General features: G+C 65.7%; 22 protein-coding genes. 13 read left to right on the forward strand and 9 right to left on the reverse strand.

The window, feature by feature from the left end:
• Positions 1 to 113: 113 nt before the first annotated feature.
• From W930_RS28490 to W930_RS0122235, 4 genes are all read left to right on the forward strand, one after another.
• Positions 114 to 1,301 (forward strand): ABC transporter ATP-binding protein, encoded by a 1,188-nt coding sequence (locus W930_RS28490; protein WP_023596947.1) that lies wholly within the window; start codon positions 114 to 116, stop codon positions 1,299 to 1,301.
• A gap of 85 nt (positions 1,302 to 1,386) precedes the next feature.
• A complete protein-coding gene (locus tag W930_RS0122225; RefSeq protein WP_023873577.1) occupies positions 1,387 to 2,691 on the forward strand; it encodes an ABC transporter substrate-binding protein in 1,305 nt (434 codons plus the stop codon).
• A 93-nt stretch (positions 2,692 to 2,784) separates the two neighbouring features.
• Complete coding sequence (locus tag W930_RS0122230; protein ID WP_223272123.1) at positions 2,785 to 3,681, forward strand: carbohydrate ABC transporter permease; 897 nt, start codon at positions 2,785 to 2,787, stop codon at positions 3,679 to 3,681.
• The gene (locus W930_RS0122235; RefSeq protein ID WP_023596944.1) at positions 3,678 to 4,562 is read left to right on the forward strand and encodes a carbohydrate ABC transporter permease; all 885 of its coding nucleotides are present in this window, start codon (positions 3,678 to 3,680) and stop codon (positions 4,560 to 4,562) included. Before W930_RS0122230 ends, W930_RS0122235 begins: the two co-directional genes overlap by 4 nt.
• Before the next feature lie 102 nt (positions 4,563 to 4,664).
• Here the strand turns inward: W930_RS0122235 and W930_RS0122240 are convergent, their stop codons facing one another.
• The 3 genes from W930_RS0122240 to rarD all read right to left on the reverse strand — a co-directional run bounded on the left by W930_RS0122240 (position 4,665) and on the right by rarD (position 6,751).
• Positions 4,665 to 5,126 (reverse strand): universal stress protein, encoded by a 462-nt coding sequence (locus W930_RS0122240; protein ID WP_023873578.1) that lies wholly within the window; start codon positions 5,124 to 5,126, stop codon positions 4,665 to 4,667.
• Between the two features lie 313 nt (positions 5,127 to 5,439).
• Positions 5,440 to 5,694, reverse strand: coding sequence for a hypothetical protein (locus tag W930_RS0122250; RefSeq protein WP_023596941.1), 255 nt, complete (start codon positions 5,692 to 5,694; stop codon positions 5,440 to 5,442).
• A gap of 136 nt (positions 5,695 to 5,830) precedes the next feature.
• Positions 5,831 to 6,751 carry an EamA family transporter RarD gene (gene rarD / locus W930_RS0122255; RefSeq protein ID WP_023873579.1) on the reverse strand — a complete coding sequence of 307 codons (921 nt, stop codon included), beginning with the start codon at positions 6,749 to 6,751 and terminating at the stop codon, positions 5,831 to 5,833.
• Positions 6,752 to 6,961: 210 nt separating this feature from the next.
• Between rarD and hisN the strand changes: the two genes are divergently transcribed.
• Complete coding sequence (gene hisN, locus W930_RS0122260) at positions 6,962 to 7,771, forward strand: histidinol-phosphatase (protein ID WP_023596939.1); 810 nt, start codon at positions 6,962 to 6,964, stop codon at positions 7,769 to 7,771.
• Positions 7,772 to 7,838: 67 nt separating this feature from the next.
• Here hisN and W930_RS0122265 read toward each other — a convergent pair whose 3' ends face one another.
• Entirely contained in the window at positions 7,839 to 9,170 is a 1,332-nt protein-coding gene (locus W930_RS0122265; RefSeq protein ID WP_023596938.1) for an MATE family efflux transporter, read from the reverse strand.
• 283 nt (positions 9,171 to 9,453) lie between these two features.
• Between W930_RS0122265 and W930_RS29335 the strand changes: the two genes are divergently transcribed.
• The 6 genes from W930_RS29335 (at position 9,454) to W930_RS29340 (ending at position 17,658) form a co-directional block, all read left to right on the forward strand.
• Entirely contained in the window at positions 9,454 to 9,786 is a 333-nt protein-coding gene (locus W930_RS29335; protein WP_072619091.1) for a YXWGXW repeat-containing protein, read from the forward strand.
• 819 nt (positions 9,787 to 10,605) lie between these two features.
• Complete coding sequence (aspT, locus tag W930_RS0122275; RefSeq protein WP_023873581.1) at positions 10,606 to 12,294, forward strand: aspartate-alanine antiporter; 1,689 nt, start codon at positions 10,606 to 10,608, stop codon at positions 12,292 to 12,294.
• A 156-nt stretch (positions 12,295 to 12,450) separates the two neighbouring features.
• The gene (gene aspT, locus W930_RS0122280; RefSeq protein ID WP_023596935.1) at positions 12,451 to 14,136 is read left to right on the forward strand and encodes an aspartate-alanine antiporter; all 1,686 of its coding nucleotides are present in this window, start codon (positions 12,451 to 12,453) and stop codon (positions 14,134 to 14,136) included.
• A gap of 135 nt (positions 14,137 to 14,271) precedes the next feature.
• Positions 14,272 to 15,885 (forward strand): bifunctional aspartate transaminase/aspartate 4-decarboxylase, encoded by a 1,614-nt coding sequence (locus W930_RS0122285; RefSeq protein WP_023596934.1) that lies wholly within the window; start codon positions 14,272 to 14,274, stop codon positions 15,883 to 15,885.
• Between the two features lie 82 nt (positions 15,886 to 15,967).
• A complete protein-coding gene (locus tag W930_RS30530; protein WP_155252878.1) occupies positions 15,968 to 16,132 on the forward strand; it encodes a hypothetical protein in 165 nt (54 codons plus the stop codon).
• Positions 16,133 to 16,371: 239 nt separating this feature from the next.
• Positions 16,372 to 17,658 (forward strand): ShlB/FhaC/HecB family hemolysin secretion/activation protein, encoded by a 1,287-nt coding sequence (locus tag W930_RS29340; RefSeq protein ID WP_144347384.1) that lies wholly within the window; start codon positions 16,372 to 16,374, stop codon positions 17,656 to 17,658.
• Here W930_RS29340 and W930_RS0122295 read toward each other — a convergent pair.
• Positions 17,642 to 18,163, reverse strand: a complete 522-nt coding sequence (locus tag W930_RS0122295) for a DNA-binding protein (protein WP_023596932.1) — start codon at positions 18,161 to 18,163, stop codon at positions 17,642 to 17,644. The genes W930_RS29340 and W930_RS0122295 overlap by 17 nt on opposite strands.
• Before the next feature lie 313 nt (positions 18,164 to 18,476).
• Here W930_RS0122295 and W930_RS28510 point away from each other — a divergent pair, with 313 nt between their 5' ends.
• Complete coding sequence (locus tag W930_RS28510) at positions 18,477 to 18,953, forward strand: hypothetical protein (RefSeq protein WP_023596931.1); 477 nt, start codon at positions 18,477 to 18,479, stop codon at positions 18,951 to 18,953.
• A 351-nt stretch (positions 18,954 to 19,304) separates the two neighbouring features.
• Positions 19,305 to 20,153, forward strand: a complete 849-nt coding sequence (locus W930_RS0122305) for an EamA family transporter (protein WP_023873583.1) — start codon at positions 19,305 to 19,307, stop codon at positions 20,151 to 20,153.
• Between the two features lie 144 nt (positions 20,154 to 20,297).
• Here W930_RS0122305 and W930_RS0122310 read toward each other — a convergent pair whose 3' ends face one another.
• The 4 genes from W930_RS0122310 to W930_RS0122325 all read right to left on the reverse strand — a co-directional run bounded on the left by W930_RS0122310 (position 20,298) and on the right by W930_RS0122325 (position 25,699).
• Positions 20,298 to 20,531 (reverse strand): formate dehydrogenase subunit delta, encoded by a 234-nt coding sequence (locus tag W930_RS0122310; protein ID WP_023596929.1) that lies wholly within the window; start codon positions 20,529 to 20,531, stop codon positions 20,298 to 20,300.
• A 233-nt stretch (positions 20,532 to 20,764) separates the two neighbouring features.
• Positions 20,765 to 23,629, reverse strand: coding sequence for a formate dehydrogenase subunit alpha (fdhF, locus tag W930_RS28515; protein WP_023596928.1), 2,865 nt, complete (start codon positions 23,627 to 23,629; stop codon positions 20,765 to 20,767).
• A gap of 13 nt (positions 23,630 to 23,642) precedes the next feature.
• Complete coding sequence (locus W930_RS0122320) at positions 23,643 to 25,235, reverse strand: NADH-quinone oxidoreductase subunit NuoF (RefSeq protein WP_036642257.1); 1,593 nt, start codon at positions 25,233 to 25,235, stop codon at positions 23,643 to 23,645.
• Entirely contained in the window at positions 25,232 to 25,699 is a 468-nt protein-coding gene (locus W930_RS0122325) for a formate dehydrogenase subunit gamma (protein WP_023596926.1), read from the reverse strand. The genes W930_RS0122320 and W930_RS0122325 overlap by 4 nt, the downstream gene beginning before the upstream one ends.
• Between the last annotated feature and the right edge of the window lie 146 nt (positions 25,700 to 25,845).

Consider the following 25,845-nt stretch of genomic DNA (forward strand, 5'->3'; position numbering starts at 1 on the left):
GCGGCCTTCATCGGTGCGCGCGCGACGCCAATGTCATCAAACTGCCATCGATCGGCGGTTAATGTCGGGCTTTTCCGATTTCGCCGTCTCCGAACGGCCGCCGCGCGCCTTCCATGTCATCGCTCGTCATCGAATCCGTCAGCAAGCAGTGGGGCAACACACACGCGCTCGACGACGTGAGTTTCACCGCCGACGCCGGCACGCTCGTCGTTCTGCTCGGCCCGTCGGGTTGCGGTAAATCGACGCTGCTGCGCATGATCGCCGGGCTCGAGACACCGAGCGCCGGACGCATCCTGATCGGCGGCAACGACGTGACCGGACTGCCGCCCGCACGCCGCAAGCTCTCGATGGTGTTTCAGTCCTACGCGTTGTTTCCGCATCTGTCGGTGCGCGAGAACCTGCTGTTCGGGTTGCGCGTGCGCGGCGAGCCGGCACGGGACTATCCCCGGCGTCTGGCGCGCGTGGCATCGTTGCTCGGCCTGGAACCCTATCTCGAGCGCAAGCCGTCCCAGCTCTCGGGCGGTCAGCAGCAGCGCGTGGCGCTTGGCCGGGCCGTGATCGCCGAAACGTCGGTCTGCCTCATGGACGAACCGCTCTCGAATCTCGACGCGCAATTGCGCCAGGAAATGCGCCGCGAGATTCGCGCGCTGCAACAGCAGCTTGGCATGACGCTCATCTACGTCACGCACGATCAGACCGAGGCAATGAGCATGGCCGACCGGGTCGTGCTGCTGCGCCATGGCCGCATCGAGCAGAACGACGCACCGCACGCGCTCTACAGCACGCCGGCCACGCGCTTTGCCGCGAGCTTCATCGGTACGCCGCCGATGCACCTGCTCGAGCTCGTGCGTCACGGCGATGCGCTCGTGCCCGCCGGGCAGACCGGCCCGGCGCTGGCGCCGGCCGGCGCGCTCGACGCCGCGTTGCTCGGCCTGCGTCCGGAGGATGTGCGTGCGGTGTCGCCGACTTCGATGGGGGCGGTGCTCGCCACGGTGAGCGCTGTCGAATACCTCGGGGCGGACACGCTTGTCGCCTGCAGGCTGGGCGCGGCGGGAGAGGTCGCCACACGCGTGCCGGGGCATCGTCCATTCGTGCCGGGCGACGCCATCGGGTTGCAGTGGCGTACCGAGGACCAGCATCTGTTCGACGTAGCGACCGGCGCGCGCATGGCCCTCGACGCGCCGCATGAAAAGCTCGCGCCGCCCGGTGCGCGGACGAACGGCGCGCAGGCCACGTTCCCGGCGGCGTTCGCGCTCGCCCCGACGGTCGCGTCGGCGTGTGCGCCGGAACCGCACGCCTGAGCCAGGACCTCGGACCGACGGGCCATCGTGGCCCACATCGATTTCAGTCACACCACCACAACGCTTACATGGGGAACCAAGCGATATGCGACGCACGATTCTGAAAACGTTTGCAGCCACTCTGGCCACGCTGGCATTGGGCGGCCTGACGGGCACGGCCGTGGCACAACAGAAGCCGGTCGAACTGACGTTCTATTACCCGGTCGCGGTGGGCGGGCCCGTCACGAAGATCATCAACGATCTGGTGGCGGACTTCGAGAAGACGCATCCGACGATCAAGGTCAAGCCGGTGTACGCCGGGACGTATCAGGATTCCGTCGTCAAGGCATTGACGGCGGCAAAGGCGGGTACGCCGCCGCAGGTCGCCGTGCTCGCCGCCGCCGACGTGTTTACGCTGATCGACGAAGACGCCGTGGTGCCGATCGACAGCATTGCGAACACGCCGGCCGACAAGCAGTGGCTCGACAGCTTCTACCCGGCGCTGATGATGAATTCGCGCATCGACGGTCACACCTGGGGCGTGCCGTTCCAGCGCTCGACCATCGTGATGTACTGGAACAAGGACATGTTCCGCGAAGCCGGGCTCGACCCCGAGCGCGCGCCGGCGAACTGGACCGAGCTCGCCAGCTACGCGCAGAAGCTCACCCGGCGCGATGCTTCGGGCAACGTGACGCAGTGGGGCATCAAGGTGCCGTCGACGGGCTTCGGCTACTGGCTGTTCCAGGCGTTCACCACGCCGGCCGGGATCGAGCTGATGAACGCGTCGGGCAACAAGACGTTCCTCAACGCGCCGCAGGCCGTGGAGTCGCTGCAGTTCTGGGTGGATCTCGCGGCGAAGTACAAGGCCATGCCGACGGGATCGATCGAATGGGGCACCACGCCGAAGGACTTCCTGGAGAAGAAGGCGGCCATCATCTACACGACGACCGGCAACCTGACCAACATTCGCACCAACGCGACGTTCCCGTTCGGCGTGGGCAAGATGCCGTCGAAGGTGCGGGGCGGCAGTCCGACCGGTGGCGGCAACTTCTACGTGTTCAAGAAGAGCACGCCGCAGGAGAAGGAGGCGGCGATGACGTTCATCAAGTGGGCCACCACGCCGGAGCGTGCCGCGCAGTTCGGCATCGACACGGGCTACGTGGCGGTCACGCCGGCCGCGTGGGAGACGCCGGCGATGAAGGACTACGTGCGGAAGGTGCCTGCCGCCGCGGTGGCGCGCGACCAGCTCGGCAGCAGCGTGGCGGAGTTCTCGACGCACGACAACCAGCGCGTGACGAAGGCCCTCAACGACGCGCTTCAGGCGGCGTTGACCGGCACCAAGTCGCCGAAGCAGGCGCTCGACGACGCGCAGCGCGAAGCGGATCGCATCTTGCGTCCGTACGCACGCTGATCGCCGCCGCCATGCCCTGACATGTGGGGCCGGCGTCGTGCGGCAGACGTCGCTCGTGCACCGGTCCCACGCATCGATTCGATGGACCGTTCCGTGAACCGTACCGTGACTCGCGCCGATCTGCGCCACTCGTCATGGGTGCCGTGGCTGCTGCTGGCGCCGGCGCTCGTGCTGCTCGTTGCCTTTACGCACTATCCGGCCCTCGCCACGGTGTGGCACAGCGTCTTTTCGACCGCGCGCGCCGGCGCGCCGTCGATCTTCGTCGGCACTGAGAACTATCAATTGCTGCTCGATGACCCGGTGTTCTGGCAGGCGCTGCGCAACAACGTGCTGTTTGCACTGGTCACCGTGCCCGTGGCGATCGGGCTGTCGATCGTCATGGCCTTGTGGGTGCATCGCGAGGTGCCCGGGCGCGCGCTGCTGCGTCTGGCGTATTTCACGCCGGCGATCCTGCCGATGATCGCCGTGGCGAACATCTGGCTCTTCTTCTACACACCGCAGTACGGACTGATTGCGCAGATCTCGCAGGCGCTGGGCTGGGGCGATCACAACTGGCTCGGCCAGCCCGGCACGGCGCTCCCGGCGCTCATGGTCGTGACGATCTGGAAGGAAGCCGGCTTCTTCATGATCTTCTATCTGGCTGCGCTGCAACAGATCTCGCCCACGCTTGCCGAAGCCGCCGCGCTCGAGGGCGCCTCGCGCTGGCAGTTTTTCCGCCGGGTGCAATGGCCGCTGCTCATGCCCACGACCGTCTTCGTGGTGATCAATGCCCTCATCAATGCGTTCCGCCTCGTCGATCATGTGGTGGTGATGACGCGCGGCGGGCCGGACAACGCCACGCAACTGCTGCTGTATTACATCTATCAGGTGGCCTTCAGCTTCTGGGACACCGCATATGCGGCGGCGCTCACCGTCGTGTTGCTGACGCTGCTCGCCATCGTGGCCCTTGTGAAATTTCGTCTGCTCGACTCACGCACGCACTATCAATGACGACTTCCGCCAATCCCGGCGCCGCGAGCGGCACATCGGCCAACGCCCGCGCGGCGCTGCCCGCGTTTTCCTCGACCGGCCACACCGGTTTTCCCGACGTGGCAGGAGCCTGGCTGCTCGGCCTGCTGTGGCTGCTGCCATTGCTCTATGCGCTGTGGAGCGCGTTTCATCCGTCGGCCTATGCCACGAGGTTCTCCCTGGACGCGCCGCTCACGCTCGAGAACTTCGTGCACGCATGGCAGGCCGCGCCTTTCGGGCGTTATCTGGTCAACACGTTCGTGCTCGTGACGGTAATCCTGGCGGCGCAGCTGGTACTCGCCACGCTCGCGGCCTATGCGTTCGCTCGCTTCACGTTCCGTGGCAGCGAGGTCGCGTTCATGGTGGTACTGCTGCAATTGATGGTGATGCCCGACGTGCTGATCGTGGAGAACTACCGCACGATCGCCTGGATGGGACTGCGCGACACGATCCTCGGCATTGCGCTGCCGTACTTCGCCTCGGCGTTCGGCATATTCCTGTTGCGTCAGGCTTTCAAGACGGTGCCGCGCGAGCTCGACGATGCCGCGCGCGTGGAAGGGGCCAGTGCGTGGCAAGTGCTTTGGCGGGTGTATGTGCCGCTCGCACGTCCGGTCTACGTGGCCTACGCGCTGGTGTCGATCAGTCACCATTGGAACAACTTCCTGTGGCCGCTCATCGTGACGAACTCGGTCGAGACGCGTCCGCTCACGGTTGGACTGCAGGTGTTTTCGTCGACCGATCAGGGTATCGACTGGTCGCTGATCACGGCGGCGACGTTGATGACGGCAGCGCCCCTGTTCATCGCATTTCTGCTGTTTCAGCGTCAATTCGTGCAGTCGTTCATGCGTGCCGGCATTCGCTGACGGCGCGGTGCAGGCGCCACGCAAAAACGGCACGCGCGCGGCGTGCCGTTTTCATTTGCGCCGGACATACCGGCCGGCGCATGGGTGCCTGGGCGTGCGAAGTTACTTGTCGCTGGCCTTCACGAGCAGCACGGGCAAGGTGGTGATGCGCAGCAGCGTTTCCGCCACGCTGCCGAGCAGCAGACGGTTGATGCCGCGTCGGCCATGGGTGCCCAGCACGATCACGTCGGCATTCCATTCCTGCGCTTCGCGCAATACGGCGTCGGCGATTTCGTCAGTGCCGGCTTCGAGCGTGATCATCTTTGTCTCGGCATCGACACCGCGCTTCTTCAGGTCGGCCTGAGCGGTGGCGAGAATCTCGTGCGTTTCCTTCTCGAACGACTCCTGGCTTTCCAGCGGCACGAAACCGCTGTAGGCGCCGGCGGCGTAGGCGTTGGCGAGTGACGGCACAACCGATACCAGGCGGATCTTGCCCTGGCTGAGCGCGACGAGTTTGACCGCTTCGTCGATGGCACGGTTGGAGGGCGTGCTGCCGTCGATCGAAACCAGAATGCGTTCGTACATGATGGTGTCCTCTTTGGGCTGGGATTGCGTGAAATGCCTGCCTGACGTGATGCCGCTTGCGACGTCGCTCCCCAACAGGGAAATGGGAGGGGCGGTGGCCGGAGGCTTTCGTGGCCGGATGGCCGGCGGGAACGCTTCAGGACTCTTTCATTCTCGCACCGCGCGTGGCCAAAGTCATCCCGCGCAACGAGTGGGAGTTGACCGCGCGCAATAACGCATCGTAATGCCAACCGCCGGCGTGTGCACGCCAGAGGTGTGTGGTCCCCTCAGCGCGATGCCCCGGCGCCGGGTGATGGCGCGCCCACGATCGGCATCAGCCCGGCTGGCAGGCAATCACGATATTGGCCACGCCGCCGCTCACGTCGCGCGTAAGCACGTCGTAGCCCTTTTGCTGGCATTGGGTACGCGCGCGCTGGTCGCAATCGCCGGCCACGGTGGCCGAGCACTGGATTTGCTGGGTCGGACGACCGTCCGAAGTGAACAGCGGCGCAGACGAGCCGCAAGCGGACAGGGTGACGGCGAGAAGCCCCGGGGACAGCAGAATGGCGATCTTGGCGAGATTTTTCATAAGGGTCGTCTTACAAGCTCTCGCGAGTATAACGCGGCGATTCGGCATTGCACGCCGGGCCACCGGCGGCCTTCGCCGCGCCGGCTTCCCGGTACGGCGGCGGATCGTCGGATCGCCGGATCGCCGGTCCCCCGGGTCAGGCCGACGGCGGCGATTTCCCAAAGGCGCCGACGATGCGCTGGCGGCGCAGCGTGCGCAGGCTGTCGAAGACGATCAATGCCACGCCGACCCAGATGGGGGCATACGTCCATAGGCCGCGTTCGGTGAAAGGCTCTCCCAACAGGAAGACGGAAACGGCGAACAGCAGCACCGGTTCCACGTAGCTGAGAATGCCGTACACCCCGATGGGCAGCATGCGCGCGGCGGCCAGCGTGCTCGCGAGGGCACTGGCACTGAGCAGCCCGAGCGCGGGCAGCCAGAACCAGAAGCGCGGCTCGGCGATCACCCGCGCATTGTCCGGCCATGCCTGCCACAGCACGACCGCGGCCACGGGCGTCATGGCGAGCAACTCCATGATGAACGCGCTCAGCGCGTCGAGTCGCAAGCGGCGGCGCAGCATGAAATATGGCGGATAGCCGAACATGATGAGCGCGGTGACCCAGGACAAGGCGCGCGTTGCCCAGAGTTCGTGGGCGACGCCCAGCGCGGCGGCAATGACCGCGGCCGTCTGTAGCGGTGAGAGCCGTTCCTGGTAGACGGTGCGGCCCGCCAGCACCATGGTCAGCGGCAAGAGGAAGTAGCCCAGGGAGACGTCCAGCATGCGTTGCTGCAGCGGCGCCCAGACGAAAAGCCACAACTGGACGCTCAGCATGGCGGCGCAAAGCAGCACGGCGCCAAGCGGGCCGGGGCGATGCAAGACGTGGGAAAACGTGCTGGCCAGCACGTTCGTGCGGCGCAGCGCGGCCACGATGACCAGCGTGCCCGGCAGCGTGAGCAGGATGCGCCAGGCGAAAACGTCCAGCCCGGACAGGGGCGCCAACTGCGCAACGAGCGCCGGCATGATCGAAAACATGACCGACGCCGAGACAGAGAGCATGACGCCGCGACCGGAAAGCATGGGAATCCTGTGAGATGAGGTCAAGCGGGGCCTGGCACCCCCGGAATCAGGCCGCGAGCATAGCAAATTTGCACCAGATTCGGGCGCTTGTCATACGTCGGGTGCAGAATGACGCATCCACACGCGCGTATGATCGCGCTTGATCGAACGTTTTACGGAACGTTTCCCATTGTTGCCGCCTTGCGTGGCTTCCCAGCAGGAGAATCGTGTATGTCGTCCGCCCCCGCCACCCCTGCCGTCGCCGAATATGCGGCGTTTGCCGCCTCGCTCGCCGACGCCGTGCGGCCGCTGTCGCTGGGTTGGTTCCGCCGTCGTCTTGCCGTGGACGACAAAGCGGACGAGAGTCCGGTCACGATCGCCGACCGCGAGGTCGAGACCGCGCTTCGCGACAGGATCGCGGCGCGCTATCCGTCGCACGGCATCTGGGGCGAGGAGTTCGGCAAGACCGGGCTCGATGCGGAGTACGTTTGGTCGGTCGACCCGATCGACGGCACGCGCAGTTTCATCACGGGGCATCCGTTGTGGGGCACGCTGCTCGCGCTGCTGCACCGCGGCAAGCCGGTCGTCGGCGTGATCGACATTCCGGCAACGGGGGAGCGCTGGATCGGCATCAACGATGCCGCAGCGGGGCTGCGCGAAGCCCGTTTCGGTGGCGAGGTGTGCACCACCAGTCCGGTCCGGACGCTTGCCGATGCGACCGTGTACGCCACGTCGCCCGACATTTTCGATGCCGCCGAATACGCGCGCTTCGAGCGGTTGACGAAGGCGGTCAGTCGGCGCCGTTTCGGAGGCGATTGCTACGCCTATGGTCTGCTCGCCAGCGGGCACATCGAGTTGGTCATGGAGGCGGGGCTGCAAACTTACGACTATCTGGCCGTGGCACCCGTCATCGAGGCGGCCGGCGGCGTGATCACCGACTGGGACGGCAAGCCGCTCACGCTCACCTCGCAGGGGCGCGTGCTCGCCGCGGCCAACGCGGACTTGCACGCCGCCGCACTGGCGTGCATTGGCGGCGACTGACTCCGCAGCTGACGCCACCCCGCCGCGCCAAGGCAGGCGCCGCGCGTGCTTGCGGCATTGCGACCGGTCAGGCGGACCGATGCGGCAGGCCGCGCCAGATGCGCGGCAGCAGCGCGCCGAGCACGATGCCGCGCGTGGCGAGAAACGCCATGAGCGCGACCCACAGGCCGTGATTGCCCCAGACGTCGAGCGTGAAAGGCATGACCGCACCGAACACCAGCAAGCCGACCAGCGACGAAGTGAGCAGCTCGCGGGTTCGGGTCGCACCGATGAACACGCCGTCGAGCTGAAAGCACCACACGGCGACGATCGGCGAGAGCACGGCCCACGGCAGGAATTCGCGCGCGGTCTCGCGCAGCACCGGTTGGTCGGTGAGGGCGTCGATGATCGCACCGCCCGCTACGGCATAGACCAGTGCGAAACCGCTCGCGCACGCCAGCGCCCAACCCAGCGACAGCCGGATCGCGTGCAGCAATGCCTGTCGTTCGCGCGCGCCCACGTAGGCGCCGACCAGCGCTTCGGCCGCATGCGCGAAGCCGTCGAGACCGTAGGCCATGAACGTCTGGAAGTTCAGCAACAGGGCGTTGGCCGCCAGGGTGGTGTCGCCGAGCCGGGCGCCGACCCGGGCGAACCAGGCGAACGCCAGTTGCAGGAACAGCGTTCGCAGGAAGATATCGACATTCAGGCGCAACAGACGCCACAGGGCGCTGCGCTCCGTGAGCGTGGCCAGGCGCAGCGGCGCCAGTCCGGGCGTGCGCGAGCGCCACAGCAACCAGGCGCCCAGGGCGAAGCCCAGGACATCGGCCAGCGCCGTGGCCGTGGCAATGCCTGCCACGCCCTGATCGAAGCCGCGCACCAGGACCAGCACGGCCGCGACGTTCACCAGATTGATGAATACCTGCACTGCCAGGCCCTGGCGCACGCGCTGGCACGCCAGCAGGTAGCCGAGCACGACGTAGTTGCCCAGGGCGAGCGGTGCGGCGACGATGCGGATGCTCGCATATTCGCGTGCGAGCGACTGGACCTGCTCGCTGCCGCCGAGCCACGACACGCCGAGCGATACGAGCGGATGACGCAGCAGGAGCAGCGCCGCGCCGATGAGGAACGCGAGCGCCAGCGCGCGGGCGAGGGTGTCGCGCAGTCCCTGGGCGTCGCGTGCGCCGAATGCCTGCGCGGCGAGGCCGGTGGTGCCCATGCGCAGAAACGAGAAGCCCCAGAAGATCAGGTTCAGCAGCAGTGCCCCGAGCGCAACGCCGCCCAGATAGGCCGGCCCCGGCAGATGACCGGCGACCGCCGTGTCGACGGCCGAAAGCAGGGGCTGGGTGAGGTTGGCGAGCACGATCGGCAGCGCCAGGCGAAGCAATTGCCGGTGACCGGCGGCCGCGGGGGCAGGGTTCATGGGATGTCGGTGCGGCGACCGTTCATGGCGGCCCCGTCGGAAGCCGCGCGCGGCGGCAGGTTGTGCGTGCGCCCGATTATAAAGTCCGGGCGGTACAATGCATAACTTCCTCGCCATCATTGACCGTGTGCGTATGTCGTCTGCGTCGCTCCCCACCGTGTGTGCGTCTTCGTCCGCCTCTGCATCCACAGCGTCCCCCGCGTCTACCCTGTCTACCGTGTTCCCCCTGCGCTCCTCGTTCCAGACATTGTCGACACGCGTCCTGCGCGCCGCGACGTCACGCGTGCATCGTCGCCACGCGCTGGCTGTCGTATTGTGTCTGGCGAGCCTGCCCGTGCTCGCCGATGTCACGTTGCAGCGAGGCCCGCCGCCGCCGCGCTTCGAGAATCCCCCCGCCGCACCGAAAGGGCAGTTCTGGGTGCCGGGGTATTGGCAATGGAAAGACGGCCGCTACGACTGGGTCGACGGTCACATGGAAGCCAGGCGTCCCGGCATGCGCTACACCGCCCCGCACTGGGAAGAAACCGGCGAGCATCAATGGACGTTGCGTGAGGGCAAGTGGGAACGCAGCGGCTGGGGCCCGGGCACGATCCACGAAATTCGCGCACCCGAATGATGTGCCTCCCGCTGGCTTCCGACGCGCATTCGATGCGTGCGTGACAAGGCTGTGACAGGGCGTCGCAGTCAGTCGCCTGTTTGAAGCGTTTTCACCCTCGCGGACGACGCCCCCGGACCGCCGACCGAACTTTCCGATACCGCTGTGCCGCGACTTCATCGACTTCATCGACATCTCGGCGCGGTCCTATGGGGGCACGAATATTAGTCAGTATTCCAATTCAACGCGATGCGTACAGCAATCGACACGCACGCGGCGCGCTTGTTACGCGAAACATATTGACACGTCCAGAGCGTTGAACAACACTATGCCGACACCGCGTCGCCACGAAACGCGGAACAGTCGCAGATCGCGTAATTTTTATTACTGATGTGTTCCGTTGCGCGAATCGCGCATGTGCGCAAAGTACTGCAATGCGTCGCATGTGACTGGAGGTGTATCGCCTGAAGGCTTCCGGGAGGGGGCGAGCGTCATCGATTATCGGGTTGTCTCAACGTCTTGGGATCCGCTATGAACGTCGTACGCTTTGACCGAAGTGTCCTTTGCCGGACACGCCTCGTCTCCCGGTATCTCGTGGTTCCCACAACATTGCCCGGCGGATTCACGCCGAGGTGCAATGCTCAAGCTGGTTAGGCCGGAGATACCGGTCTGCTGTCTCGATCCGCATGTCGCGCGACATGGGGTCTGTCGTCTTCTGAATTTTCCCTGACCCGACCCGCACCAGGAAGCCCGGTGTGAGCCGGTTGCGTTGCGAAGCTCGTCGTATCGTCGGTTGTGGATCCCCCGGGGATTCATCGTGCACCTTAGGCAGGAGCCTGTATGCAGTGTTCGATTCCGCTGTTCGATGCCGTGCCGTTGATCACCGTGTTCGTCTGTGTGGTGCTGGGCCAGTGGCTCGGACGCATCAGGCTTGGCCCGATTCAGCTCGGTGGCGTGTGCGGTGCGTTGCTCGTTGCGCTGCTTGTCGGGCAGACCGGCTGCATGGCAGAGGGGTCGCTCAAGGATTTTGCATTCGCCCTTTTCATTTTCGCGATGGGTTTTTCCGCCGGGCCACAGTTCGTGGAGAACCTGAACCTGCGCGGGCTGCGCTTCGGCGTGCTCTCCATAATCGAAGTGGTGTTCGTGTTCGGCATCGTGATGATCGCGGTGAAGGTGCTGGGGCTCGATCCGGGCACGGCCGGCGGTCTCGCGGCGGGTGCCGCGACCGAGTCGGCGATGGTGGGCACGGCCATCGAAGCGCTCAACCGCCTCGGCCTCGCGCCGGACAATTTCAGCACCTGGCAGGCGAACGTGGTGACGGCCTACACGCTTACCTACGTTTTCGGTCTGATCACGATCGTGCTCTTCACCAATTTGTTGGCGCCGAAGTTGCTGGGTATCGATCTCAAGCAGGACAGCGCGCGGCTCGCGCGCGAGATGGACGAGGACAACGGCGACACGCTCGGGGCGCCTGCCGCTCCCGATCTGGTGGGGCGCAGCTATCGCGTCGCGCATCCCGGCCTGACCGTGGCGGCCGTCGAAGGCGCGTTCGAAGGGCGGGTGGCGGTCGAGCGCGTGTGGCGCGCCGCGTCGGCGGTGGCGGTCGCCCAGCCGCTCGTGCTGGAGGTGGACGACGAACTGCTTCTCGTCGGGCGCCGCGACGCCATGCTCGAAGCGCATGCGCTCGTGGGCCCGGAAGTGGCGGGTACGCAGACCAACGAGATCGTGCTCGTCGAGCGCGACTATGTCATGACGAACAAGGCCGCCGAGGGACGTACGGTCGCCGAATTGCGCCGCGAAGCGCCGCTGGAGGTGCGCCACGGCGTCTTCGTCAAGTCCGTGAAGCGCATGGGCCTGCAATTGCCCTCGCTCGGAAAGATCGCGCTGCAGATTGGCGACGTCGTGACGCTGCAGGGGCTGCAAAGCGATGTCGAGCGCGCCGGCGAGGTGCTCGGCAAGCCGGTGCCGCACGGCAACAAGACGAGTCTCGTGTTCGTGGGCCTCGCGTTGATCGTGGGCCTGTGCATCGGCCACCTGTCGGTGCGCATCGGCGGTGTGCCGATGACCCTGGGCTCGGGCGGGGGCGCGTTGCTCAGCGGACTGGCCAGTGGCTGGCTGCTCTCGCGGCGTCCGACATGGGGCACATTTCCGCCGGCAGCCTACGAATTGCTCAAGGATCTCGGACTGGCCGTATTCGTGGTGTGCGTCGGCTTGTCGGCGGGCCCCCAGGCTGCCGTACTGCTTCGCGAACACGGGTTGGCGTTGCCGGTCGTCGGGATCTGCGTGTCGCTCTTGCCGGCGCTGGTGTCGCTCTGGGTCGGACACAAGTTGCTGCGCATCGACGGGCCGATCCTGATCGGTGCGATTGCGGGGCAGCAGGCGAGCACGCCCGCGATCAGCGCGGTGGTGCAAACGGCGGACAGCGCATTGCCGGTGGTGGGATACACGGTGACCTATGCCCTGTCGAATGTGCTGCTGCCGCTCATGGGGCCGGCGGTGGTATTCGTGGCCCATCAGTTCGCGCGTTGATCGTCGGCCACGTCGCACGGTTCAAGCCTCGACAACGCATCCCGGTGTGCGGGGCAAGCAGGGAGGGACGCAAGAATTCATCGGCAAACGACGGCCTCACGGACACGATCCGGGGCGCGCCGCGCGCCGCCCCCATTTCTTGACGGAGGTTCTGCGGTGGAACTAGTACATTCGATTCTCAATCATGTCCCGGAGGTCGCGATCTTTCTGTCGCTCGCCCTCGGGTACGCCATCGGGGCGATCAAATTCGGCTCGTTCCAGTTGGGAGGCGTTGGCGGCTCGCTGCTGGTGGCCGTCGTCGTCTCCCAGATCGGCATTTCGGTGGACGCGGGCGTGAAGAGCATCATGTTCGCGCTGTTCATCTACGCCGTGGGCTACGAGAGCGGCCCGCAGTTCTTCAGCTCGCTCTCGCGCAAGACGCTGCGCGAGATCGCCATGGCGGTGTTCCTCGCGGCGTCGGGCCTCGTCACGGTGCTCATCTGCGCGAAGCTCTTCGGCTTCGACAAGGGGCTTGCCGCAGGCGTGGCCGGGGGAGGACTTACGCAATCGGCCATCATCGGCACGGCGGGCGATGCCATCTCGCGCCTCGGCCTGCCGGTCGACGAAGTCAAGCGGCTGCAGTCGGAGGTGGCCATCGGCTACGCCGTGACGTACATCTTCGGCAGCCTGGGGGCGATCATTGTGTGCGCGTCGCTTGTGCCCAGGCTCATGGGCCGAACGCTCAAGGAAGACGCGAAGAAGGCCGAGCTCGCGATGGCCGGCGGACGTGCCGTGCTGTCGGCCGATCAGGTCGATTCGCTGCCGGCGCTCGTCGGTCGCGTGTATCGGGTGACGACCGGCGCGGGCAAGCGGGTGATCGACGTCGAGAAGCAGCTGACCGACGGCGTGACCATCGAGCGCCTGCGGCGCAAGGGCAAGATCATCATCGCGACCGACGATCTGGTGCTCGAGGCGGGCGACGACGTGATGCTCATCGGGCGCCGCGAGGCCGCCACCGACGCGTGGCGCCTGCTCGGCGACGAGCAGCGCCCGTCGCAGGACCTCGATATCGCGCTGCGCATGCAGGAGGTGGTGTTCGCCCGAAAGGGCGGCAACGGCAAGACGCTGGGCGAACTCAAGGCGGGCGTCGAGCGCGACGTCAAGCACGGCGTGTACATCGCGAAGATCATGCGCATGGGACAGCCCGTGCCCGTGCTCGACGACACCGTTGTGTACCACGGCGACGTGGTGACCCTATACGGCGCCGACAGCGACGTGCAACGCGCCGCGAAGGAGGCCGGCTATCCCGTGGCCTATTCCGTGAAGACCGACTATGTGTACATGGGCATCGGCATCGTGGTCGGTTTGCTCATCGGCTACATCGTCGTCAAGGTCGGCGGTATTCCGCTCACGCTCGGCAGCGGTGGTGGGGCGCTGCTCGCGGGGCTGGTGTTCGGATGGCTGCGCGGCAAGCACCCGACGTTCGGCGCCATGCCGCTCGCGGCGAGTTCGTTGCTCAAGGAACTAGGTCTGGCCACGTTCGTGACCTGCGTGGGGCTTTCCGCCGGCGCGCAGGCGTGGCAGACGCTGCAGCAAAGCGGTGTGTCGATCTTTATCGCCGGCGTCATCGTCACCATCGTGCCGCTGTTGCTCACGTACCTGTTCGGGCGCTACGTGCTGCGCTACGACAACGTCGCCATTCTGGCCGGCGCATTGTCGGGGTCGCGCAGTGCGAACCCCGCCTTCGGCGAGATTCTCGACAAAGCCGAGAGCAACATACCGACGGTGCCGTTCGCCATTACGTATGCCATTGCCAACGTGCTGCTCACGCTGCTCGGACCGCTGGTCGTGTCGCTCGCCTAGCGGCGGGCCCAAGGCCGGATGCCGTGAGGACATTCGCCCGGATCGTCCGTCGTCTTCCCCCGGCCTGACGCACGCGTCAGGCCCTTGCGACGGATTCGTCATCGGTTGTTACTGGTTGTTCATGGAGAAATTGCTATGAAATCGAAGGAACTCGACGCACTCGCCAAACTCAGCCCGTTCGAATTCAAGGACACGCTGATCGAACTCGCGCAGGACAACGGCGCGCAGCGCTCGATGCTGAACGCCGGCCGCGGCAACCCGAATTTCCTCGCGCTCGAACCGCGTCACGGCTTCTTCCAACTGGGCCTGTTCGCGCTGTCGGAGGCGCAGCGCCAGTTCACCTACATGCCCGAAGGCGTCGGCGGCATTCCGCCGGGCAAGGGCGTCGAGGCCCGTTGGCTGGACTTCGCGCGCGAGAATCAGCACGCGCCGGGCGTGAAGTTTCTCGAGAAGGCGATCTCGTATGTCCGCGACCAGATGGGGCTCGTCGTCGAAGACTTCCTCACGGAGATGGTGCACGGCATTCTCGGCTGCAACTACCCGGTGCCTGACCGCATGCTTCGCAACACCGAGAAGATCGCCGCGAAATACCTGCGCCGGGAGATGGTCGGCAAGCACCCGTTCGTGGGCAACTTCGACGTGTTCGCGGTCGAAGGCGGCACGGCGGCCATGACGTACCTGTTCAACACACTCAAGACGAACCATCTGCTGCAGGCGGGCGACGCCATCGCGCTGGGCATGCCGATCTTCACGCCGTACATCGAGATTCCGGAGTTGGCGGACTATCAGTTGCACGAGGTGAACCTGAACGCCGATCCGGCGCTGGGCTGGCAATACTCGAAGAAGGAGCTCGACAAGCTGCTCGACCCGAAGATCAAGGCATTCTTCCTGGTGAATCCGAGCAACCCGCCGTCGGTCAAGCTCGACGACGCCTCGCTCGAACATCTGGCCGGCATCGTCAAGAAGCGCCCGGATCTCATCATCCTTACCGACGACGTTTACGGCACGTTTGCAGACGACTTCCGCTCGCTGTTCGCCATCGCGCCTTACAACACCATTCTCGTCTACTCGTATTCAAAGTATTTCGGTGCGACGGGCTGGCGCCTGGGCGCGATCGCCACCCACGAGAAGAATCTGCTCGACGACAAGATCGCCAAGCTGCCCAAGGGGCAGCGCGAGGGCCTCAACGCCCGCTACTCATCGATCACGACCGAACCCGAAAAGCTCAAGTTCATCGACCGTCTGGTGGCTGACAGCCGCGCCGTGGCGCTCAACCACACCGCCGGACTGTCGACGCCGCAGCAGGTGCAGATGGCGCTGTTCTCGCTGTTCTGCCTGATGGACGAGCCGGAAGCCTACAAGCACGCCGTCAAGCGCATCATCCGCCGGCGCAAGGCCGTGATGTATCGCGCGGCCGGCATCACGGAGGAGACCGGGCCGAACGCAGTCGACTACTACAACATTCTCGATCTCGAGGTATTGGGCACGAAGATCTACAGCAAGGGCTTCGTCGATTGGTTCATGAAGACGATCGATCCGTCGGAGGTGCTGTTCCGCCTCGCCAAGGAAAGTGGCGTGGTACTGCTGCCCGGGAGAGGCTTCGGCACACTCCACCCGTCGGGCCGCGTGTCGCTTGCCAACCTGAACGAGCCCGACTACATCCAGATCGGCGCGACGGTGCGCAAACTCATGGATGAGTACAACGAGCGGTATCTGGCGGGCGGCAGCAAGGGCGGCAAGAAGAAGTAAGCCGCGCCGGGCGACGTCCCGAAGATTTCGGTGCCGCGCGACCTTGGCGAGGCACCCGTCGGCCCCCCTCGATCGTCCCTCCATGACGATCGACCATTGCCCGGGAATCATTTCCCGGGCTTTTTTAATAAAAATGCCCGCGCGGGGCGGGCAAAAATCACTACAGGGGAAGTCACGCGATATGAGTGGCAATATGGAGAAAGAGTTCCCGGCGATTTCTGATGTTTTCTGGCTGGCGGGGCGATAGGCGATCGACGTAAAATACCGGCTTGTTGCTATATCGCCTCTCGTGTCGGAACCGGTGCACAACGCCGAGGGACGGCGCCAGCGTGGGGCGGGATTTTCAGGTGTCGAATGTCGGTAAAGCCGGTCGTGCGGAGTCGCCTCCTGCTGGCCGCGTGCCTGGTTGCCGGACTCCCGGTGGGCGCGCACGCACAATCCTTGTTTTCGGATCCCAATCCGCCGTGTTTCACTGAGCGGAATGCCGTGTCCTACGGATTGTGGGATCGCGGCCTGTCGCCTCAGTATCTCGTGCCGCCCCCGCCGCCACCCGAGCCGGTGACACCGGACCCGGGCGCCGCCACCGATCCGATTGCCCTGTTCGCAGGCGCCGACCCGGGTGCCGTCGCCGCCACGGTCGATCGCGAGGCGGCGTCGCGTGCCGCCGCTTCCACCACTTCCACCACCTCCGACGCCACGGGCACACCTGCTTCCGCTTCCTCCCGGTCGACGTCTTCGGCCCCTTCCGCGGCGCCGGCGGATGCGATAGCCCAAGCGCCGCAACCCGCGTCGGCAGCATCGGCCGCCGATGCGTCGTCAGCGGACGCGCAAGTTGGCGCGGGCGCCGCGCTCGCGGATGGCGGCGCGCAGGCCATACCGGCGTCGCCACCGCTGCCGGCCGCGGATTTCGCCGTCGCGCCGGAGTTGAGTGCCGACGGTACCGCGATTTCCGCCGTGGACATCGACGCCGCTTCGGCTCCCGCGGCGGCGGCCGAGCCGGCACCGCTGCCCGACGTCGCGCCGCCGAACGCATTTCTCGCGCGCGCGTCGTGCTGGCGCGGCATGCCGCGCCACGAGAGCCTCGCGAACCGCAACATCCGCATGCTCATGCGTCGCGGACTCGTGGTGCGCGACGAGCAATTGCCGTTGATCGTGACGCGCAGTCGCACGAGCGGGGAGGGTGCTGTCGGTTTGCAGGTGCTCAACGAGCAGCCCTACAAGTTCAACGTCGGCGTGAACAACAGCGGCATGACCACCACGGGCAAGATGCAGGGCACCGCGAACCTGCTGATGAAAAACCCGCTAGGCATGTACGGACAGTTCAATACCACGGTGAGTCAGGATTTGCAGAACGCGCGTCGCGACGCCATGAACCGCGATCTGACGGCCAATTATTCCGTGCCGCTCGACTCGGACTGGACTGTCGGGATCCGGGGCTCGACCAATGCGGCCACCGACCAGATCGCCGCCGGCACTACACAGACGCAGACGTTGCAATGGCGCGTGCGCCGTGCGTTCGATGTCACCTCCAATGGCACGACCGGGATCGAGTTGCGTTACAACCGCAGCCGCACCGAGGATCCGAACGCGATCCACACGTACGACAGCTACGCCGAGGTGGGCCTGAGCCACACGCACTACCTTGGCACGTCGAAGCTCGACCTGTCGGTCATGCAGCGCCTGAACGCTCCATGGATGCCCTCGTCGGCCGGCCCACCCGGGTGGTCCTACCGCTTCCAGTCGATCGACGCGAAGCTCACCGTGCCGTTCTGACAAACGCCATCACGGCATCGAGCGACATCGTTCGCACGAGCATTGCCGGCATGTCCGCGAAGTGCGCGTTATCCCCGAAGAGAATCACGGGTTTTCCGAAGCGAACGGCGAGCCCGACCTCGTCGCGGGTGCCGTGCGCGCCCGGGAGTGCGACGATGACGTCGCTCGAGAGCACGTTGATGTGATTGCGCGAGAGGGTACCCGCAGGCGCATCGGTTTGATGGCGTGGCAACGGGCTCACGATGGGAATTTCGACGAACGGATTCGGATAGCCGGGCAATGGCCGGTACGTGCCGTCGTCGCCCGTGGGCTCGGTCGGCACGACGCCGATGCTGCGTCCGGCGCGCTGCGGCACCGCGCAGAAGGCTTCGCTCACACTCGTCATCACGCCCCGGCCGCCGCCGGTCAGCAAGTGACAACCGGCCAGCGCGAGGGCGCGGCCCAGTGGTGCGGCGAGCTCGATCCACGGCTGTTTGCCGGAACCCATGACACCGACGGTTTGCATACGTAGGACAGTGGACATGGCGATAAGCGGAGTGAGGGCGGTGCCGATGATAAACGAATCGGCATGACCGGATGAGGCGGATGGCGGCGCCGGGCCGTTTGCGTGGACGAGGCGCAAAAAAAACCCGCCGGGTCGGCGGGCTGAGGAAGCAGGCCTCCCACGGGGAAGTGAAAGCCTGGCCTCGCGAGGTGTGTGCGAGACCCGTGTAGTATCGTGATCCTGACGGCGCTTGGCTATGGGCTAAGTCCTAAACTGCGTGTAAGACGCTTTCCAATTCCGTTTCCTAACCTTTCTGACGCTCCAGGGGCGAGAGATGACCGAACCGATTGATACCCTCCCGGCCGATGCCGCCCAGATTGCCGCGATGAAGACGCTTCGCGGCGCGCTGCTTGCACAACACAAGGTGCTCATCGACAACGATCGTCAGCAATACGAAGCAGTATTCGGACCGGTGCCGACGGGGCGTTTCGTGCAGTTGCTCACGGAAGATCCGTGGTTCCGCTGGCTCGATCCGCTCTCACGCCTGATCGTCGCGATCGACGAGTGGATGGAGCAGACGCCGCCCGTTGCGGACGCGGGCATCGCGCTCGCCGACGAAGCCGCGAAGCTGTTCCGCAACGCCGACGCCGAGTTTGGCGAGCGCTATCGTCTGGCATTGCAGCAGGCGCCGGACGCCGTGCTCGGCCAAAGTCAGGTCGTTGCCGCATTGCGCGCCGTGCCGCAGTCGCCGGCCGGCGGATCGCGGCCCGCGGCCTCGTCCGCGTCCGACAAAACGGTCCCGAATGCTTAAGCAGGAGGCCGATATGTCGGCAAGCCAGGGGGAGGGCGCTTGAGCAGGGAGGGGGCAGACCGTCAAGCCTAATATTTGTTCCAGTGCTGATCGTTTTTTGAGCAAGGCTCTTGACAGCCCCTGTTCACGGGGCATCCGGAAAGGTGGTGGCAGGTTATCCAGTGGGTTATCCACAAAGGGTGTGGACAACTTTTGCGTGCCCTGGCCTCCACGGGTGTCTGGCTCCGTGGGAATCCGCCCTGTTGGCTCTATGTCGAAAATTTGGCTGCTGCGACAATGGCCGTTTTCCCCCGTGCCGGAGCGCTACGCCGCCGCGCGTTTTCCGACACGCTCCCGCCACCTCCCATCGACATGACCACTTCGCCCGTCGTGCTGCTGGTGCTGCTCTCGGCACTCATGCATGCCACCTGGAACGCATTTCTCCACGCAAGTCCCGATCGTCTCTGGCAGGTGGGCATGATGGCGGTGCCCCAGTTGATCGCGGCGGTGGTGGGCATCTGCTGGCTGCCCATGCCCCCGATGCAGGTGTGGCCGCTCATCGTGCTCTCGGCGTGCGCGCAGGTGGCCTACACGGCGGCGCTGATCCGGGCGTATCGGGTCGGCGAGTTCGGGCAGATCTACCCGATCGCGCGCGGCATCTCGCCGCTGCTCATCTCGGGGGCGGCGCTGCTGCTCGCGGGGGAATGGCCGACCTGGATGGCGGTGGCGGGCATCGCCTGCATTTGTTCGGGCATTCTCTCGCTGGCGTTGCGCGGCCGTCGCTTCTCGGGCGACAGCGTGCCGGCGGCCCTGCTCACGGGCGTGTTCATCGCGACCTACACGATCATCGACGGATTCGGTGTGCGTCTGTCGAGCGGCAACGGCTTCGGCTATATCGCGTGGGCGTATCTGTTCGCGAGCGTGCCACTCGTCGGGGCGGTCTGGCGATTGCGGGGCGGATGGCGAGGCATGTGGCTCGCGCCGCCGCGCCGGGTGAGCGAAGCGCTCGGGGCGGGTGTCGTGGCGCAGTGCGCCTACGGCATGGTGGTGTTCGCGCTGCAATACCTGCCGATGGGTGTGGTCTCGGCGTTGCGCGAATCGAGCGCGATCTTCGCGGTCTTGCTGGGCTGGTTGTTCCTGCGTGAAAAGCTCAACGCCCGTCGCGTCGTGGCATGCGGCCTCGTCGTGGGCGGTGCGATTCTGATCAAGCTGGGCGCGTAGGGCACCTACCGCAACCGGAGTGCCCGGTGCAGCGGTTGCATTGGCCAAATCGGTTGAATCGGGTGCATCGGATGCCTCAGGCGCGACGAGCGCGCGAGCCGTCGCCCGCCGCCCGGCTTTTGCGAGTCCGTCTCGATGTCGGCATCAGCCGCGCGGCCAAAGCTCGGCGCGATGCGCGTTGATCGCGGCCACGACGATTTCACGCATCCCGTGACCGTCGGTGGCTTCGAGGTGTTCGAGAATCGTCATGCGCATGCGCGGTGCCCAGAAGCGCCGCAGGTGCCCGGCGATGTTCTCGAGCGCTTCGGTGCGATCGGGCATCGTCTCGAAAAAGTCCCCGATCTGATTGGCCATCTTGACCAGGTTGTCGGTGTCCATGATGTTTCTGTCCCCTGAAATCGTTCTCTGTTCGAGTGGTGCGAACCGGCCAATGCCGGCAGGTGTTGCTTGTGCTGTGCGTCGCGACGCGGCCGATGGCCAATCTCGCGTCCGCCGCACCGTCGGTGGCAATAGACGGCGAGGCTCGCCGGCGCTTTCGTCAGCCGGCATTGGACGCGGATTGTCCATGTCCGCGCGCCGCCCGGCATCCTCCTGCCGGGCGGGCCCTCGCCTCAGTTGGTACTGGCCTGCGCCGCCGCGACCGCATGATCGTGGAACGCTTCCTGCTGGCGATTGAAGTCCGAATACTGGCGCTGCCACTCCGACGGCTGCGCTACCGGCGAGACCTGCACCGCCGTGACCTTGTACTCGGGGCAATTCGTCGCCCAGTCGGAGTTGTCGGTGGTAATGACGTTCGCCCCCGATTCCGGGAAGTGGAACGTCGTGTACACCACGCCCGGCTGCATGCGGTCGCTCACCACGGCGCGCAGTACCGTCTCGCCCGCCCGGCTCTGGATCCCGACCCAGTCACCGTCCTTCACGCCGCGCTCCTCGGCATCGTGCGGATGGATCTCGAGTCGGTCCTCGTCGTGCCAGTGGTTGTTGGCCGTGCGGCGGGTCTGTGCCCCCACGTTGTACTGCGACAGGATGCGGCCGGTCGTGAGGATCAACGGGAACCGCTTGGTCACTTTCTCGTCGGTCGGCACGTACTGCGTGATCAGGAACTTGCCCTTGCCGCGCACGAACTCGTCGATGTGCATGACGGGTGTGCCGTCGGGCGCGTTCTCGTTGCAAGGCCACTGGACGCTGCCCACGCGATCGAGCTTTTCGTAGCTCACGCCGGTGAACGTGGGGGTAAGGCGAGCGATCTCGTCCATGATCTCCGACGGGTGCGAGTAGTTCATCTCGTAGCCCAGGCGCTTGGCGAGCTGAATCGTCACTTCCCAGTCGGCGTAACCGGCGCGAGGCGGCATGACCTGACGCACGCGCGAGATGCGGCGCTCGGCGTTGGTGAACGTGCCGTCCTTCTCGAGGAACGACGAGCCCGGCAGCAGTACGTGCGCATACTTGGCGGTTTCGTTCAGGAAGATGTCCTGAACGACGATGCACTCCATGTGCTCGAGCGCGTGCGTGACGTGTTGCGTGTTCGGGTCGGACTGCACGATGTCCTCGCCCTGGCAGTACAGGCCCATGAAGGTGCCCGCGAGCGCGGCGTCGAACATGTTCGGAATCCGCAGCCCCGGCTCGGCTTGCAGCTCGACGCCCCATTCGGCCTCGAACAGCGCCCGCGCGGTCGAATCCGACACGTGACGATAGCCCGGCAATTCGTGCGGGAAGGCGCCCATGTCGCACGAGCCCTGCACGTTGTTCTGGCCGCGCAACGGATTCACGCCCACGCCTTCGCGGCCGATGTTACCCGTGGCCATGGCCAGGTTGGCGATGCCGATCACGGTCGTCGACCCCTGCGCGTGCTCGGTCACACCGAGGCCGTAGTAGATCGCCGCGTTGCCGCCGGTGGCGTAAAGGCGTGCGGCGCCGCGCACGAGATGCGCGGGCACGCCGGTATGCGCTTCGGTGGCTTCGGGCGAATTCTCGGCGCGCGCAATGAAGTCACGCCACTGATTGAATGCGCGATCTTCGCAGCGTTCGGCGATGAACTCGTCGGCCATGAGTCCTTCAGTGACGATCACGTGCGCCAGGGCATTGATCATCGCCACGTTGGTGCCGGGGCGCAGTTGCAGATGGTAGTCGGCCTTGATGTGCGGGCTTTGAACCAGATCGATGCGACGCGGGTCGATCACGATCAGCTTGGCGCCCTGACGCAGACGCTTCTTCATGCGCGAACCGAATACCGGGTGACCATCCGTCGGGTTCGCACCCATCACGAGGATCACGTCCGAATGCTCCACGGACTTGAATGTCTGCGTACCGGCCGATTCGCCCAACGTGGCCTTCAGGCCATAGCCGGTGGGCGAGTGACAAACGCGTGCGCAGGTGTCGACGTTGTTGTTGCCGAACGCCGCGCGCACCAGCTTCTGCACGAGGTAGTCCTCCTCGTTCGTGCAGCGCGAGGACACCAGGCCGCCGATGGAGTCGCGGCCGTACTTGGCCTGAATGCGCTTGAATTCGGACGCCGCGTAGTCGAGTGCCTCGTCCCACGACACTTCCTGCCACGGATCGGTGATCTTCTTGCGAATCTTGGGCGTGAGAATGCGGTCCTTGTGCGTGGCGTAGCCCCAGGCGAAGCGGCCTTTCACGCAGGCGTGGCCCTCATTGGCCTGACCGTCCTTGTGCGGCACCATGCGCACGACCTCATTGCCCTTCATTTCTGCCTTGAACGAGCAGCCCACGCCGCAATAGGCGCAGGTCGTGATCTTGGCGTGCTCGGCCTGGCCGAGATGAATGACGGACTTTTCCTGGAGTGTGGCGGTCGGGCAGGCGGCCACGCACGCGCCGCACGACACGCACTCCGACTCCATGAACGGCTGGTCCTGACCCGCCGACACGCGCGCTTCGAAGCCACGACCCGAGATTGTCAGGGCGAAGGTGCCCTGGGTCTCTTCGCAGGCCCGCACGCAGCGGTTGCAGACGATGCACTTGGAGGCGTCGTAAGTGAAGTAGGGGTTCGACTCGTCCTTCTCGCTGTCGAAGTGATTGGCGCCGTCGAAGCCGTAGCGCACCTCGCGCAGGCCTGTCACGCCGGCCATGTCCTGCAGTTCGCAATCGCCGTTGGCCGCGCAGGTCAGACAGTCGAGCGGGTGATCGGAGATGTACAGCTCCATCACGCCCTTGCGCAATTCCTGGAGCTTCGGCGATTGCGTGCGCACCTTCATTCCGGGCTCGACCGGCGTGGTGCACGACGCGGGGAAGCCGCGGCGGCCTTCGATTTCCACGAGGCACAGGCGGCACGAGCCGAACGGCTCGAGCGAGTCGGTGGCGCACAGCTTCGGAACGTTGACGCCGCCTTCGGCGGCGGCACGCATGATCGAGGTGCCGGCGGGCACGGTGACCTGCTCGCCGTCGATCTCCAGCGTGACTTCCTGCGTCGATTCGCGGCGCGGGGTGCCGTAATCCTTCTCAAACATCGGGTCCATCATGATGGGCGGTCTCCTAGGCGGCCTTGGTCGGCAGATTCGACGGTTCGGCCGCGCCGAAGTCTTCCGGGAAATGGTTCAGCGCGGACAGCACGGGGTAGGGCGTCATACCGCCCATTGCGCACAGCGAACCGGCGAGCATGGTGTCGCACAGGTCGCGCAGCAACTTGATTTGTTTCGGGCGGTCGCGTCCGTCGATGATCCGGTCCATCACTTCGACGCCGCGTGTCGAGCCGATGCGGCACGGCGTGCACTTGCCGCACGATTCGATGGTGCAGAACTCCATCGCGTAACGGGCGAGTTTGGCCAGGTCCACGGTGTCGTCGTGGGCCACGATGCCGCCGTGTCCGAGCACCGCCCACAGCGCCGCGAACGCTTCATAGTCGAGCGGCGTGTCCCATTGCGATTCCGGCAGGTAGGAGCCGAGCGGGCCTCCGACCTGGACAGCGCGCAGCGGGCGCCCGGTGATGGCGCCGCCGCCGTAGTCGTAAAGGATCTCGCGCAGCGTCACGCCGAAGGCCTTTTCGATGAGGCCACCGTACTTGACGTTGCCGGCGAGCTGAATCGGCAGCGTGCCGCGCGAGCGTCCCATGCCGAAGTTTTTGTAGAACTCGGCGCCGCGATCCATGATGATCGGCACCGACGCGAGCGAGATCACGTTGTTGATGACCGTCGGTCGACCGAACAGCCCCTCGATGGCGGGCAGCGGCGGCTTGGCGCGAACCACGCCGCGCTTGCCTTCCAGGCTCTCGAGCAGCGCCGTTTCCTCGCCGCAGACGTACGCGCCTGCGGCCTTGCGAACTTCGAGATGGAAGGTCTGGCCCGAGCCCAGGATGTTCTCGCCGAGGTAACCCGCGCTCACGGCATTGGCAATCGCCTCGTTGAGCACTTCGATGGAATGCGGATACTCGCTGCGCACGTAGATGTAGCCGCGCGTGGCGCCCACGGCGATGCCCGCGATCGTCATGCCCTCGACGAGCACGAGCGGGTCGCCCTCCATGAGCATGCGATCGGCGAACGTGCCCGAGTCGCCTTCGTCCGCATTGCAGACGATGTACTTCTGGTCGGCGGGCGTGTTGAGCACGGTCTTCCACTTGATGCCGGTCGGGAACGCCGCGCCGCCACGGCCGCGCAGCCCCGATTCGGTGACTTGCGCGACGATGGCCGCGCCGTCCATGGCGAGTGCGTTGCGCAGTCCCTTGTAGCCGTCGTGGGCGACGTAGTCGTCGACAGAAACCGGATCGGTCACGCCCACGCGGGCGAACGTCAGGCGTTCCTGCTTCTTGAGATAGGGAATCGCTTCGGTCAGACCCAGCGCGAGCGGATTATCGCCGCCGGCGGTGGCGTTGGCGTCGAACAGGCCGGCGACGTCATCGACTTCCACCGGACCGTAGGCAACGCGTCCGGCCGGCGTCTCGACTTCGAGCAACGGTTCGAGCCAGAGCATGCCGCGCGTGCCGTTGCGCACGAGTTCGATCTCGATGCCGCGCTTGGCGGCCTGCGCACGGATGGCGTCGGCGACTTCGTCGGCGCCTAGTGCGAGGGCGGCGGAGTCACGCGGGAGATAAAGGCGCACCGGGGCCTTGGCGGAACGGGTGGCTTGGCTCATACAGCATCCTTGGCGCGGGCGACCAGACGGTCGAATTTCTCGGGAGTGACGCGCGCGTGCAGCTTGTCGTCGATCGTGATGGCCGGCGACGTGGCGCACTGGCCCAGGCAGAACACAGGCTCGAGCGCAACATCGCCGCTGTGGCCGTGCATCGCGCAGCCGAGCACGCGTTCGGCGTGCGCGACCAGGGCGTCGGCCCCCATGCTCTGGCACGCCTCGGCGCGGCAAATCTGCACGACGTGGCGCGGCGGCGGGCTGGTGCGGAAGTGGTGATAGAACGTGATCACGCCATGCACTTCGGCGCGGGACAGGTTCAGGGCGTTGGCAATGACGGGCACGGCATCGGGGGGAACGAAGCCGAAAGCTTCCTGAACGTCATGGAGGATCGGCAGAAGGGGGCCTTCCTGAGCTGCATGGGCGTCCAGAATCGCTTGTACCGTCGCGACGGAAAAAGCCTCGCGCATGGCTGATGTCTCCTGTTTGGCACGCCGTGGGGAACGGTGCGCCCTAGGGTGTTGGGTTATCTGTTCTTGTCCTGCCCCGGGGCGAGAGACCCAATGGTCACATCCGGCGACGCTGCTCGGGTCTAGCGATCAGCGCGGCGCCGGAC

It is taken from the genome of Pandoraea sp. E26, assembly GCF_000681415.1.
Taxonomy (GTDB): domain Bacteria; phylum Pseudomonadota; class Gammaproteobacteria; order Burkholderiales; family Burkholderiaceae; genus Pandoraea; species Pandoraea pnomenusa.

Excerpts from the sequence above, each read along its gene's own strand:
- W930_RS0122285 (WP_023596934.1), top strand. The coding sequence starts at position 14,272 with ATGAAATCGAAGGAACTCGACGCACTCGCCAAACTCAGCCCGTTCGAA.
- W930_RS0122305 (WP_023873583.1), top strand. The coding sequence starts at position 19,305 with ATGACCACTTCGCCCGTCGTGCTGCTGGTGCTGCTCTCGGCACTCATG.
- aspT (WP_023873581.1), top strand. The coding sequence starts at position 10,606 with ATGCAGTGTTCGATTCCGCTGTTCGATGCCGTGCCGTTGATCACCGTG.
- rarD (WP_023873579.1), bottom strand. The coding sequence starts at position 6,751 with ATGCTTTCCGGTCGCGGCGTCATGCTCTCTGTCTCGGCGTCGGTCATG.
- W930_RS28490 (WP_023596947.1), top strand. The coding sequence starts at position 114 with ATGTCATCGCTCGTCATCGAATCCGTCAGCAAGCAGTGGGGCAACACA.
- fdhF (WP_023596928.1), bottom strand. The coding sequence starts at position 23,629 with ATGATGGACCCGATGTTTGAGAAGGATTACGGCACCCCGCGCCGCGAA.
- W930_RS0122320 (WP_036642257.1), bottom strand. The coding sequence starts at position 25,235 with ATGAGCCAAGCCACCCGTTCCGCCAAGGCCCCGGTGCGCCTTTATCTC.
- W930_RS0122295 (WP_023596932.1), bottom strand. The coding sequence starts at position 18,163 with ATGCAAACCGTCGGTGTCATGGGTTCCGGCAAACAGCCGTGGATCGAG.
- hisN (WP_023596939.1), top strand. The coding sequence starts at position 6,962 with ATGTCGTCCGCCCCCGCCACCCCTGCCGTCGCCGAATATGCGGCGTTT.
- W930_RS30530 (WP_155252878.1), top strand. The coding sequence starts at position 15,968 with ATGACGATCGACCATTGCCCGGGAATCATTTCCCGGGCTTTTTTAATA.
- W930_RS0122235 (WP_023596944.1), top strand. The coding sequence starts at position 3,678 with ATGACGACTTCCGCCAATCCCGGCGCCGCGAGCGGCACATCGGCCAAC.
- W930_RS0122265 (WP_023596938.1), bottom strand. The coding sequence starts at position 9,170 with ATGAACCCTGCCCCCGCGGCCGCCGGTCACCGGCAATTGCTTCGCCTG.
- W930_RS0122325 (WP_023596926.1), bottom strand. The coding sequence starts at position 25,699 with ATGCGCGAGGCTTTTTCCGTCGCGACGGTACAAGCGATTCTGGACGCC.
- W930_RS0122240 (WP_023873578.1), bottom strand. The coding sequence starts at position 5,126 with ATGTACGAACGCATTCTGGTTTCGATCGACGGCAGCACGCCCTCCAAC.
- W930_RS28510 (WP_023596931.1), top strand. The coding sequence starts at position 18,477 with ATGACCGAACCGATTGATACCCTCCCGGCCGATGCCGCCCAGATTGCC.
- W930_RS0122225 (WP_023873577.1), top strand. The coding sequence starts at position 1,387 with ATGCGACGCACGATTCTGAAAACGTTTGCAGCCACTCTGGCCACGCTG.
- W930_RS0122250 (WP_023596941.1), bottom strand. The coding sequence starts at position 5,694 with ATGAAAAATCTCGCCAAGATCGCCATTCTGCTGTCCCCGGGGCTTCTC.
- W930_RS0122310 (WP_023596929.1), bottom strand. The coding sequence starts at position 20,531 with ATGGACACCGACAACCTGGTCAAGATGGCCAATCAGATCGGGGACTTT.